The 12,803-nt window shown below is 37.6% G+C and carries 12 protein-coding genes; 7 read left to right on the top strand and 5 right to left on the bottom strand.

Going from position 1 to position 12,803, the window contains the following annotated elements; translation table 11 throughout:
- Positions 1-26 precede the first annotated feature (26 nt).
- From P9E47_RS02585 to P9E47_RS02575, 3 genes are read left to right on the top strand one after another with little or no spacing between them, the layout of a single operon-like run.
- Positions 27-833: an NAD kinase gene (locus P9E47_RS02585; protein ID WP_004431891.1), complete on the top strand. Its 807-nt coding sequence runs from the start codon at positions 27-29 to the stop codon at positions 831-833.
- 8 nt (positions 834-841) lie between these two features.
- Entirely contained in the window at positions 842-1,318 is a 477-nt protein-coding gene (locus tag P9E47_RS02580) for a GNAT family N-acetyltransferase (RefSeq protein WP_326162547.1), read from the top strand.
- A gap of 17 nt (positions 1,319-1,335) precedes the next feature.
- Entirely contained in the window at positions 1,336-2,235 is a 900-nt protein-coding gene (locus P9E47_RS02575) for an RluA family pseudouridine synthase (protein ID WP_326162546.1), read from the top strand.
- Between the two features lie 20 nt (positions 2,236-2,255).
- Here the strand turns inward: P9E47_RS02575 and prpE are convergent, their stop codons facing one another.
- Together prpE and P9E47_RS02565 are read right to left on the bottom strand one after the other, a co-directional pair.
- The gene (prpE, locus tag P9E47_RS02570; protein WP_004431901.1) at positions 2,256-2,999 is read right to left on the bottom strand and encodes a bis(5'-nucleosyl)-tetraphosphatase PrpE; all 744 of its coding nucleotides are present in this window, start codon (positions 2,997-2,999) and stop codon (positions 2,256-2,258) included.
- A gap of 96 nt (positions 3,000-3,095) precedes the next feature.
- A complete protein-coding gene (locus P9E47_RS02565; RefSeq protein WP_004431903.1) occupies positions 3,096-4,280 on the bottom strand; it encodes an FtsW/RodA/SpoVE family cell cycle protein in 1,185 nt (394 codons plus the stop codon).
- 182 nt (positions 4,281-4,462) lie between these two features.
- On the opposite strand from P9E47_RS02565, the gene mgtE reads away from it, so the two are divergent.
- From mgtE to fabI, 3 genes are all read left to right on the top strand, one after another.
- Positions 4,463-5,827, top strand: coding sequence for a magnesium transporter (mgtE, locus tag P9E47_RS02560; RefSeq protein ID WP_004431906.1), 1,365 nt, complete (start codon positions 4,463-4,465; stop codon positions 5,825-5,827).
- Positions 5,828-5,845: 18 nt separating this feature from the next.
- On the top strand, positions 5,846-7,687 hold the full coding sequence (locus tag P9E47_RS02555; RefSeq protein ID WP_326162590.1) for a monovalent cation:proton antiporter family protein: 1,842 nt from the start codon (positions 5,846-5,848) through the stop codon (positions 7,685-7,687).
- A 101-nt stretch (positions 7,688-7,788) separates the two neighbouring features.
- Entirely contained in the window at positions 7,789-8,562 is a 774-nt protein-coding gene (gene fabI / locus P9E47_RS02550; RefSeq protein WP_004431912.1) for an enoyl-ACP reductase FabI, read from the top strand.
- 143 nt (positions 8,563-8,705) lie between these two features.
- Here the strand turns inward: fabI and P9E47_RS02545 are convergent, their stop codons facing one another.
- The 3 genes from P9E47_RS02545 to P9E47_RS02530 all read right to left on the bottom strand — a co-directional run bounded on the left by P9E47_RS02545 (position 8,706) and on the right by P9E47_RS02530 (position 11,222).
- Positions 8,706-9,485, bottom strand: a complete 780-nt coding sequence (locus tag P9E47_RS02545; protein WP_004431914.1) for a CotY/CotZ family spore coat protein — start codon at positions 9,483-9,485, stop codon at positions 8,706-8,708.
- A 363-nt stretch (positions 9,486-9,848) separates the two neighbouring features.
- The gene (locus P9E47_RS02535; protein WP_004431916.1) at positions 9,849-10,199 is read right to left on the bottom strand and encodes an S-Ena type endospore appendage; all 351 of its coding nucleotides are present in this window, start codon (positions 10,197-10,199) and stop codon (positions 9,849-9,851) included.
- A gap of 183 nt (positions 10,200-10,382) precedes the next feature.
- Positions 10,383-11,222, bottom strand: coding sequence for a CotY/CotZ family spore coat protein (locus P9E47_RS02530; protein WP_004431918.1), 840 nt, complete (start codon positions 11,220-11,222; stop codon positions 10,383-10,385).
- Positions 11,223-11,425: 203 nt separating this feature from the next.
- On the opposite strand from P9E47_RS02530, the gene P9E47_RS02525 reads away from it, so the two are divergent.
- On the top strand, positions 11,426-12,754 hold the full coding sequence (locus P9E47_RS02525; protein WP_326162545.1) for a CotO family spore coat protein: 1,329 nt from the start codon (positions 11,426-11,428) through the stop codon (positions 12,752-12,754).
- Positions 12,755-12,803: the final 49 nt, after the last annotated feature.

The following is a 12,803-nucleotide window of genomic DNA, read 5'->3' as shown; positions in this document are numbered from 1 at the left end:
ATCATAAAAGATTGGATGTCGGTTGTATGAAATTTGCAATAACCTCAAGAGGGGATCAAACCTCAAACGCTTTAAGAATGAAAATGAAAAACTATTTATTAGACTTTGACCTTGTGTTCGATGAGGCAGAGCCTGATATTGTAATTTCTATTGGTGGGGATGGAACCCTACTACATGCATTTCATCAATATCAACATAGATTAAGTGAGACTGCCTTTGTTGGTGTGCATACGGGACATCTAGGATTTTATGCGGATTGGGTTCCTTCGGAAGTTGAAAAGCTTGTGATTGAGTTGGCCAGAACACCATTTTCAGTAGTTGAATACCCGATTTTAGAAACGATTGTCCGTCATATTGATGGCGGGAAGGAATCAATGTATTTATCATTAAATGAAACAACGATCAAAGCAACAGAAGGATCGCTTGTGATCGACGTTGAAATTAAGGGGCAGAAATTTGAAACGTTTCGTGGAGACGGTCTATGTATTTCCACACCGTCAGGAAGTACGGCTTATAACAAATCGTTAGGCGGTGCAATCATCCACCCTTCGATAGAAGCCATTCAAGTTGCTGAAATGGCATCCATCAATAATCGAGTCTTCCGGACAATTGGGTCGCCGCTTATTCTGCCAGGTCACCATACGCTCTTGTTAAGACCAAAGGAGGCAGTAGATTTATTAGTAACTGTCGACCATAAGACGATTTTACATAAGGATGTAAAATCCATTCAATGCCGGGTTTCCGATGAAAAAGTAAGATTTGCACGTTACCGCCCTTTTCCGTTCTGGAACAGAGTACGTGATTCATTTGTTGGGAACGACAATAGGGGATGATTGTTGAAATGAGAACAAGGCCGTTTGTGAAAGAGGATATTTCCGCATGTACAACATTGTTTATTGAAGTTTTTAATCGGGAACCGTGGAATGACCGTTGGACTGGGCAGCTTGCAACGGAATACTTCGAAGATGTAGTGAATACGCCGGGCTTTGAAGGCTTTGTGATGGAAGTGGATTCGGATTCAGACTCGGATTCGTATAATCAAAGTGGGAAACCCGTTATTGTGGGTTTTGTTATCGGGACAAGGAAAAAGTGGTGGAGCGGTGATATTTACTATTTATATGAAATGTGTATGGACGAGTCCTATCAAGGAGAAGGAATAGGTTCCAAGTTGATGGAAGATGCAAAATCGGCCTTGGTATCAAAAGGTTTTTCCTCGATTGTGCTATTAACGGAACGCACATTTCCAGCCGCTCATTTTTATCAAAAACATGGTTTTATTGAAAGCCCTGAAACAAGATTTTATTTCTGCAGTTTGTAATTAGTGGTTTTATGCTTATGAATAACCATAAAATTCAATGGAAAATTGATGAGAAATTTGAAGGAATGCTCATTCGTGAGTTTTTGCTAAAGGAAAAAGGAATCTCTAAAAGAGCATTAGTTGATATAAAATTTTACGGTGGCGATATCTTGTTAAACGGCAGCCATGTCACCGTAAGGGAAGTCGTTCGGACTGGCGATTGTTTGGAGGTAATGTTTCCACCGGAAATTCGAAGCGATGGAATTATTGGAGAGAACATCCCATTACATATCGTGTACGAGGATGAGCATATCCTTGTCATTAATAAACCACCGTTTATGGCATCAATTCCGTCTCGAGAACATCAAAGTGGAACTTTAGCCAATGCTCTCATCTATTACTATAACCAAATTGGATTGTCATCGACGATCCATATTGTTAACCGTTTGGACCGTGATACTTCAGGCCTAATGATTGTTGCCAAAAATAGCTTTGTCCATTCATTATTTGCTTTAGAGCAAAAAAAGAAAAGTATAAAGCGGGAGTATGAGGCTATTGTTCATGGAATTGTTCTGGACGATGTTGGCATTATTCAGGCTCCGATTGGCCGTAAAGCGGAAAGCATTATTGAACGTGAAGTTAGGAATGATGGACAACAGGCTGTGACACATTATGAAGTTAAAAAAAGGTTTTCGGATCGGACGTTAGTTTCGTTAAAATTGGAAACTGGCCGCACCCACCAAATTCGTGTTCATATGTCTTACATTGGTCATCCGTTATTAGGTGATGATCTATATGGCGGGCAGCGCGATTTCATCTCAAGACAAGCCCTGCATAGTAAGAGTGTAAGGTTTTATCATCCCTTATTGGAACGGGAGCTTGCGTTTTCCGTTCCATTGCCGGCTGATATGGGGAATCTTGTGAGTGGGGTGAAATGACCCCACCACAATCTATAATATTATTCATCAAATGCCCTAAACTTCTCCGATACTTTCGGCATCGAGGAAGGTACCGAGACAGGCTCCATCTCCGGATATCTGAGTGCAGTTAACATCCCACCAAATACACAGCCGGTATCAATATTCCACGTCTTATTAATTTTCCGCGGCTTTTCAACAGGCGTATGACCGTAAATAACCCAAGCGTCTCCGGAATATTGCTTAGCCCAATCCCTCCTAACTGGTGTTCCGTCAGGATTTGTTTCCCCTGTGATATCTCCGTATAAAACAAAGGTTTTTACTTTATTGCTTGTCTTTCCAATATAGTCATGACGAATTCCCGCATGGGCAACCACTAATTTTCCTTTATCAAGCTGAAGATATAATGGAGCTCGTTCAAAAAGCTTCATAAAATGAGACTGTACCTTAGCTTTGTCTTTTGATGAGAGTGCATCATATTCTGCCACTGTTGTCTCCAAGCCATGTTTGATTTGTACTTTTCGTCCTAAGAAATAGCGGTACAGTTTATCACAGTGGTTGCCTGGGGTGTAATGGGCAACTTTTTCTTCAATTACAAGCTTATATACAATTTCCATAACCTTAATTGATTCTGGCCCCCGATCTGTTAGGTCACCTACAAAGACGAGGATCCTTCCATCTGGATGTATTGGATACCCTTTTTGATTCCAGTCATATCCGAGCTTTTTAGTTAATGTAATAAATTCATCATAGCAGCCGTGAATATCACCAATGATGTCATACATAAAAAATCACCCCATGATTCAAAAAGCCAAATATTACGATCAATATCTAGTCTTATCCTAGTTCAGTCGCAATATTTGGCTTATGACGTTATTTTCTTAATTCCCAAACATATACTTTCGTGTCCTTGACCTTACATTCAAAACGACTCCTACAGCGATCATACTAGTTAATAACGAACTGCCGCCATAACTTATAAACGGCAACGTAATACCTGTGATTGGCATTAATTGAATGGTCATACCTATATTTTGGAATACTTGAAAGGTAATCATACCTATTACACCTGTACATAAATAACTTCCATATGGATCATGACTTTCCAGTGCAGCATGGATCATTCTGTATACTAATAAGAAGAACAATGAAATCACGATACTTGCTCCAATAAATCCAAATTGTTCGCCAATAACGGCAAAGATGAAATCGGTATGGGCTTCCGGAAAATAAACCTGCCCATTCAATATTCCTTTTCCTTGTAATTGACCGGAGCCAATGGCAAGCATAGCTTTAATTAGCTGAAATCCATAGTTACTTGAGAATTCATGTGGCGCGAGCCATCCGTAAAAGCGATTCATTTGGTGTGCTTTGAGTACATATGTTGTAATAAACTCTGGGTTCTTAAAGTAAATAAACACTAAAAGTCCAATCCCAGAGATAACCGAAGCCGCTAACGAAAATAAAATACGCCATCGTATACCAGAAACTAGGAGCAACGAGCCAAGAATGGAAGCAACTACTATTGCAGTTCCTAAATCAGGTTGTTTCAAAATCAGTAATAAAGGAGGAGCAGTTGTACCAACCAGCTTCCCTAATAATATAAAATCTTCCCTTAATGTACGATTATCTGGATAAAGTTCATTATGATTTGCAATAATTTGACTAAGTAATATGATTAAGAAGATTTTCATTAATTCAGCAGGTTGAAAGTTACCAATGACAGGTAAAACATACCAGCTGACAGCTCCATTAATGTCAGGTGCAATTTTGGATGGCCCTAATATTTTAAGTCCGAGCAAGAGAATAAGACCAAACCCATATAAATACCAAGAAAAGTTTTTAAAGCGATCAAAATCAATAATCATTGTGACACCAATTGCTACAAAACCAATTAAATACCACACAACCTGTTTTCCAACAAAATTATAATTTTGAAGTTTGGCCGGAAGTGATGGTTGAATGCTATAAATTGCAATTACGCTTACAGCACCTAATAATATAACAATGAATACAAGGGCTACATCTATTTTCTGATAAGGAGTTTTGTCCTTTTCTATTTCCATTTCGTATATTCCTTTCTAAACTGCTTTTGATTCTTTAATACAACACCCATTATAATATAGTAACGAAATTTTGGGTGAATGAAAAGGACTAGAAACAGTTTGACAAATAAAAGACCTCATTTTACGATTAATGAGGCTTATAAGGTACTTTTATCCAATCTAAAATTAAAGGAGGGAGATTAATGCCAGACTATAATAAGAAGCTCGATGATGAGTTTAAAACCATACTTATTGATGCTATTCAAAGAAATGATATTGATGCATTTAGGGAAGAGTTTCTTGAGGTTCACCCATATGACCAAGCAAGATTCTACGTTAGTCAGGAACAAGATGTTAGGCAACAAATTTCTTCTTATTTGTCACCATCAGAAATGGCTGAGTTATTCCATAATCTTGATAGCGAAGACCAGGAAAGCACCCTTGAGGAAATGGAACCGGCCTATGTTGCAGATATGCTCGCCCAAATGTATGCGGATGATGCCGTAGACGTTTTAAATGAGTTGGAAAAAGACCAGGTTGTCAGCTACCTTACCATTATGGATGATGAAGCAGCTCAAGAAATTAAAGATTTGCTTCATTATGAAGAAAAAACCGCCGGTAGTATCATGACAACTGAGTTTGTGGCAATTTTAGCAAATCATACTATTAAAAATGCAATGAAAATCTTGAAGTCAGAAGCACCTGATGCGGAGACGATTTATTACATATATGTAGTCGATGACGAGGAAAGGCTCGTAGGCGTTATTTCTCTGCGTGATTTAATTATTGCTGATGATGATAAACTCATTTCGGAGGTTATGAATGATCGGGTTGTTTCCGTTTCAGTAAGTGAAGATCAAGAACATGTTGCGCGAATGATGAAGGATTACGACTTTTTAGCCGTTCCGGTTCTTGATTTTCAAAGACATTTACTTGGGATTATTACAGTTGACGATATACTTGATGTTATGGAAGAGGAAGCATCGGAGGACTATTCAAAATTGGCTGGGGTCCCCAATTTTGAAAGCCAGGATCATTCTGCCTTTTCAGCAGCAAGAAAACGTCTGCCATGGCTCATTATTCTTTTATTCCTTGGGATGTTTACAGCAAGTTTAATTGGACGATTTGAAGAAATCTTAAGTCAAGTATCTATTCTTGCCGTATTCATTCCACTTATCGCTGGTATGGCTGGAAACACAGGAACACAAGCACTTGCAGTGGCTGTCCGAGGGATAGCGATTGGCGATGGTGATCGGAAAAGTAAAATGCAAATGCTCCGTAAGGAAATTGGCACAGGTTTAATTATTGGCTTCGTTTGTGGAATATTGGTTATGATTGTTGTAGATTTATGGAAACATAACATTGTGTTAGGTATGCTAGTAGGGGTTGCCATTTTTACAACGCTTACTATTTCTACCATGTCTGGTGCGCTTATCCCACTATTAATGCACAAGTTGAAAATTGATCCAGCGGTGGCTTCTGGCCCTTTTATCACGACATTAAATGACATTATAAGTGTCTTGATCTATTTTGGATTAGCCACACTACTAATGAACTATTTAGTCTAATTAGGGAGGTGGAGCTTTATCGAAGCACACGCATCAGTGTCATCTTTAGTTATTGTTTTACTGGCGGCCTTTCTAACGCCGATTTTGCTGCACCGATTTAAATTAAACATTATTCCTGTTGTTGTAGCTGAAATTATTGTTGGACTTATTATTGGGGAAAGTGGACTCCAGCTCGTCCATCCAGATATGTGGCTTGAAACACTTTCATTATTAGGATTTATTTTCTTAATGTTTCTGAGTGGTGTGGAAATTGATTTTTCGGCGTTTGTCGGTGGGAAAAAGAAAGAGAAAAATACGCCAAATTCGTTTGTAGTTGCTACTGTCTATTTTATCGGTATTTTTATTTTGTCATACGCTTTAGCCCTTCTTTTTGTTTGGGCCGGCTTTATCGATAATGCCTTTTTAATGACGTTAATCATTTCAACAATTTCACTCGGGGTAGTAGTCCCGACCTTAAAGGAAGCCCAAATTATGAAAACAAATATTGGTCAAACCATTCTTTTGGTTGCGGTTATTTCTGACCTAGTAACGATGGTCTTATTGGCTGTATTTGTGTCTGTGTATAGTGATGGGCAAGGGAATACGTGGCTCTTACTTATCTTGTTTGGAGCAGGTGTCCTTCTTTATTTTCTCGGGAAGTACTTCCGTAATCAGTCTTACCTTGAAACTATGACTAAGGGAACGATTCAAATTGATACGAGAGCTGTCTTTACATTAATTATTTTATTAGTGGCCGTTTCGGAATCAATTGGGGCGGAAAATATTTTGGGAGCGTTTCTTGCAGGGGTGTTGGTATCTCTATTATCGCCAAATCCGGAAATGGTCCATAAATTGGATTCCTTTGGTTACGGATTTCTAATCCCTATCTTTTTTGTCATGATTGGGGTGGAATTAGATATTTGGGCATTATTTAGTGACCCGAAGACGTTATTATTAATTCCGCTTTTATTAATTGGTTTGTTCATTTCAAAGATTGTACCGGCCCTGTTGCTCAGCAAATGGTTTGACTGGAAGACTATTTTTTCATCAGCATTTTTATTGACATCAACACTGTCACTTGTCATTGCAGCCGCTAAAATCGGCGAAAGGATAGAAGTGCTCACAGCGCAGGAATCGGGAGCCCTTATTCTTGTAGCAGTAATTTCATGCATTATTTCACCGATTCTTTTTAGAAAGCTATTCCCGAAACATCATACTGCCGTCCAAAAATTCAAAGTTGTTTTTATTGGGGCAAATCAAATGACATTGCCGATAAGCAGGGAATTGGATTCTGACTATTATGAGCCGTATATTTTTCATGTGAAACAGGAAAAAATCAATGGTCATGTGTCCAACCCAGTTTTCCACATTGTCGAGGTTGAAAACTATTCGATTGAAGCTTTGGAAAAGCAGGAAGTATTTAATGCTGATATCCTAGTCCTGTTCACGGGGGATGAAAACATAAATTCAGATATTGCCATCTATGCTAAGGAGCATTATGGAATAGAGCGAGTTATTGCCAGAGCTGAGTCCCCAATTATCGAAAAAGAATTACGAAATCACGATATCGATGTTTTCTCCGTTTTCTTCTCAACGAAAACACTGTTAAAGGCATTTATTGAAACACCAAGTATTTTGAATATCTTGACGAAAGAAGAAAGCGCCCTATTTGAAATTGACATGAATAATTCAAGGTATGAGGGAGTATTGTTACGGAACTTTCCATTTACTGGGGATGTTATTATTGTTCGGGTTTTTAGAGGATCGGATTCGATTGTACCACATGGGGATACTCAATTAATGCTTTATGATCGCTTAATTGTAACTGGATCTAAGGAGTACGTAGATGATTTAAGAATGCTATTGGAGTATGGTAAATGATGAAATCAAAGGCTTAAAGGAATTTTCTTTTAAAAGTCGAATTAAATATGAGATGATTTCCAAATGGTAAACTTGGTACTATAATTAAGGAGGAATTTTATATGATTTCTTTACAAGGTCGTACGTATGTAGTGATGGGTGTGGCAAATAAAAGAAGTATTGCCTGGGGAATTGCCCAAGCTTTACATAATGCGGGAGCAAGATTAGTTTTTACTTATGCAGGAGAACGCTTAGAAAAAAGTGTACGTGAATTAGCTGAAACTTTGGAACGCCAAGATTCAATCGTATTGCCATGTGATGTTACAAGTGATGAAAATATTGAAGCAGCTTTTACCGAAATAAAGGAACAAGTAGGGACGATTCATGGTCTGGCGCATTGCATAGCATTCGCTAAAACAGAAGAGCTAAAAGGGGACTATATGAATACTACTCGTGACGGCTTCCTCTTAGCACATAATATTAGCTCTTATTCATTAACAGCCGTTGCCAAGGCAGCGAAGGATTTAATGACAGAGGGCGGCAGTATCGTAACCTTAACATACTTAGGTGGAGAAAGAGTAATGACCAATTACAATGTGATGGGTGTTGCCAAGGCTTCATTAGATGCAAGTGTGAAATATTTAGCGAGTGACTTAGGTAAGTATGGAATCAGAGTTAATTCCATTTCTGCTGGTCCAATCCGAACTCTTTCAGCCAAAGGCGTAAGTGACTTTAATCTTATTTTAAATCAAATTGAAGAAAAATCTCCATTACGTCGTACAACAACTCAAGAAGAAGTCGGAGATACAGCCTTATTTTTATTCAGTGACCTTTCAAGAGGTATAACTGGTGAAAATATTCATTGTGATTCAGGCTACCATATTATTGGTTATTAAATTTATATAAACACGAGGAATGTGCTTTATATTGTTCGGTTGACGGATGATGTAAGGCACTTTTTTTAAAAAGATTCATTTAGTAGGGAAAAGAATAAATCACCTGAGGAAGGGTGATTTATTCTTTTCTATTAGTTTTTCTCCTAAAATGGGACACATCTTAAAAGTGTAATACAGTACCTCCCGCTTGTGCCAGGCGGGGCTAAAATGGTAAATGATGAAGGCATAATCGCTTCTCTTGATACAGTAGTATCTGGAGAAAGAGTAGGGAATATTACATCCTGTTGGGCTTTAATAACCGCATCAACGTTTCCTAAACTGCTGCCATCATTAAATATTTCAAAAGTTGCTTCGAGATAAGCACCAGGTAGTGCAGCTTTCCATACGGTGACATTCCCGGTTCCAAAAAGTCCACAAAGTTCTTCCTTAATGGTTTCTTTACACGAACGACTTGGAACGGGGTTTTCGTATTTTGCAAATACAGGGGTAAGACATTCGATTCCACAATAACAACTTAAATCAACAGTAATACATATTCCCGTTCTAATAAATTTACCGATGGAATGAGAAGAAAGAAAACTGCAAATATCATCATCTTTTATAGCTGGGGAGGTAGTCCCTTCCTCTGTTTGCGCTTGTAATAATTCGAGTTGTACACAGCAATCCTGATCATCAATAAATTTATCAACACGAAAAAATGGAGTTTTAAAGGACTCTAAAAACTTACCCTCGTTGTGGCTGAAAATGCCCTTTCCTATAAAAAAATCACATGTTCCATTAGAAATTAGCATGAAAGGGATTGTGTTTAAATTATTAGTGGGTTTTTCATCACAATTATCATGATGAGATGTTTTTTCAAATTGCGCTTCTTCAATTTGCCTTACTAAATTACAAATGCATTGTTTACTATGACTACAGCCCATTCATTCAACCCCCTTTTTTAGTTATTTATATAGTAGTCTATGGTTGATTATAGAAAGCTGTATAGGTAAACAACCTATTTATATTAAGAGAAGACAAAATTCAGTTGTTGTTGGCCTATGCCTATATGTAATCTGAAATCAAGTTTGCTTAAGTATTTTTAATAAATTTATGAAAACAGGGACTTCCACATTATTTCAAACAGACAAGTTTCCGAATTGCGATAAGGTGCATAATTATGGTAAAAACCATCAGTGTTTTGTGTGCAAACGACCACTGCCCGCCAGCCAATGGACATTTTTTTCAACCTATGCTAGAAATATCCCAGTCAAGTCCATACCCTGACTGGGAACGAATAAGATACGTTAAACGCGTTTGTACAATCTTATACAGTAATCAGCTTGCTGGTTAGGGCCTAATATAACATTAAAAGATGTTGGTTGATTTACAGATATTGAAACTGTAGATCTAGGGGGTACTGTGGTAGTTGCTGTGCCATTTGCACCAATTGCTAAAGCTGCATCTGAATTGTTAGTGACAGTGAAAGTCCCTTGAAAATAGTCATTTACTGTAGGGGCAGTCCAAATAGGAGTTGTTACTGGAATAGAACCAACCAAAGAACCGCAAAAATCCTCTACAAAAATTTGGTGCTGCGGACAGCAAAATTGGTTAGCGGGTAAATGAGTACCGCCGTTTTGTTTTCCACCACAAGACATGATGTATTCCTCCTTAAAGTTTTGATTTTGTAGTAATGCTACACTTACATTAAATGCAAGTTGGAGAAGGGTTGTATATTGTAAATGCGGAATTGAAAGTATTTTTTAAAAAAAAATAAAAAAATCACCCACAGTTCGGGTGATTAGTAGGCTAATTCCGATGTTAGGTGCATTTTGTGCAAATTAGGATCTAATGGAAATACTTCTTACTAATGTAATGCAGTATCTTCCGCTTGTATTAGGAGGTGCGGTGATTGTAAAGGATACAGGTTCAATAGCTTCTCTTGTTACCGTAAAGCCAGGAGGAACAGGAGGGAAATTTACATTATTATTAGCCGTTATCGTTGCTGTAACATCTGCTTGACTAGTATTGTCATTAAAAATATGGAAAGTTCCTTCAAGAATATCGTTAGGACTAGCAGCTTGCCAGACTGTTACCGTTCCTGCCCTAAAGTTACCACAAAGTTCTTCTGTGAAGATTTTTTCACGATCCTCGCATTTATTCTCTTTCTTTTCACAAGGAGAAACAGGAATAGGAAGTTTACTTTCTGCAAGAACAGGTGGAAGACATTCTATTCCGCAAAAACAACTTAAATCCACAGTTATACATATTCCTGTCCTAATAAATTCACTAATTTTACGATTACATAGAAAGTCTGTGATATCATCATCTCTTGAAGAATGCGGAAGAGTACAATCCTTTGTTAGTCCTTGTAATAATTCCAAGTGTACACAGCACCCATGATGATCGGTAAATTTATTAACTCGAAAAAACGGGGTCTTGAAGCATTCAAAAAACAAGCTTTTAGGGTCTTTAAACACGCCTTTACCAATAAAGAAATCACAAGTTCCTTTACATACTAGCATGAAAGGGATTGTATTCACTCGAGTAGGACAAATCAATTTTGTTTGAAATGGATTTTCGGAATCTCGAATTTGCTGTTCAAGTATAGTTTTGTCCTGAGCTTGAGCAATTCGCTTTACTAAATCGCAAATACATTGTTCACCATGACTACAGCTCATTAATTCAACTCCCTTATAGTTTTATTTAGTAGTCTATGGTTTATATAGAAATCTGTATAGGTAAACAACCTCTATTTATGACATACGTAATAAAATTGGTTTTTAACCTATTGGAAACATAGTTATTTTTTAAAAAAGTGGGCACATTACTAATTTTAGAAGCATAAGATAGGTACGAGATTAAAGAAAGAGGGGGGATCGAGATGGAAAGAAAAATTGTTGATACTATTAATAATCCTCTTCTATACATTAGCCAACCAGTTTATCCACCGACAAAACCGAAAATGCAGCAAACCTATGTTAGGAGAACTTCAACACCTATATATGAAACAGACCAATTGTCGCTTGTACAAGATAAAGCCGTGGAAAAACAAGTGCCAGTTGATGCAATTGCTGAGGATATCACCGCTACACCTTTAAAAAAAAATCCAATCGAGGAAAAAACAGCACCAAGAAAAAGTCGAACAGAAGAAAATAAACAACCAATCGAAACTCACTTAAAAGTAGAGACGGAACCTATTGAAGAAATAATTGAAGAGAAATTAGAGCCCAAAAATCAAGTTACAACCGCGAAACAGGAAGTAGAGGTAAATAAATTTCATCCTGAAAGTGAATCGATCACCAATAATGTAGAACCGAAACAGAAATTGATCAAAAACATAGCTAAAATAAAACGGAAATCGATCAAAAGCATGTCTGAACTAAAACAGGAGCCAGTCCAAAGCATAGCCGAAACTAAACAAGAACCGGTTAAAAACATTATTGAAACTAAGAAAGAGCCGGTGATAAGTAAGACCGATTCTAAAAAGGATGAATCAAAAAAAGATTTGCTTCAAGAACTGATAAAAGGAAAACTTCCGGGTTTAGAGGGTATAGTCGAGGGAAAACCTGTCCACATTCAACAGTTGAAGAATCAAGTTGTTGAGCAGCCAAAACCGGCAGTACTTGAAGTTCAAGAAGTCATCGAAGTTCCAGAGGTATCGGCTGTGGCATCAGTACCAGAGGAAAATGTTTTTAGCGGAGAAATCCTAGAAGTTGAAGATAAAGAATTTGCGGAGAAAATTGAAGCTGCCAAAGAGAAAAGACGGATGATCACGACATTTGGAATCAGATCAAGTATTGAAAAAGGACGAAAAGCAGTTGCTGCACCGAAGAAGAATCCATTACCATCACCGATAACAATAAATGATATTAAAAATCGCACTCCAAAAGAACAAAATGTCGGGGAGGATGTTCAACAGGTACCTCAAAACCAACAGGAAGAAGCACCGGTACAACAAGAACCAGAAGTGAAAAAGCCTCGTAAAAAAACATTTAAAGAAATGTCAGTGGAAGAGAAGGTTGATTATTTAGTTAAACTACCAATTGCCGTCCCAAAAGTTAAATGTGAAATTAGAACTAAAGAGTCAACATTTCAAGGGATTATTGCTGGATATACAAATGGAGTTGTCCAAATTGTCCAAAGAAAAAAACCATTTCGGGTTGATTTGAAAATTGAAGATATCCTAGGTATCAACCGAAAAAGCTTCTAATTGACTGATAGTTCAAGCAGGCTACATCAATGTAGTCTTCTTTTTTTGT

The sequence above is a fragment of the Schinkia azotoformans genome (assembly GCF_035811335.1).
Lineage (GTDB): Bacteria > Bacillota > Bacilli > Bacillales > Bacillaceae_J > Schinkia > Schinkia azotoformans.
The sequence above is the reverse complement of the archived record's forward strand: the minus strand, read 5'-3'. Positions and strand labels throughout refer to the sequence as shown.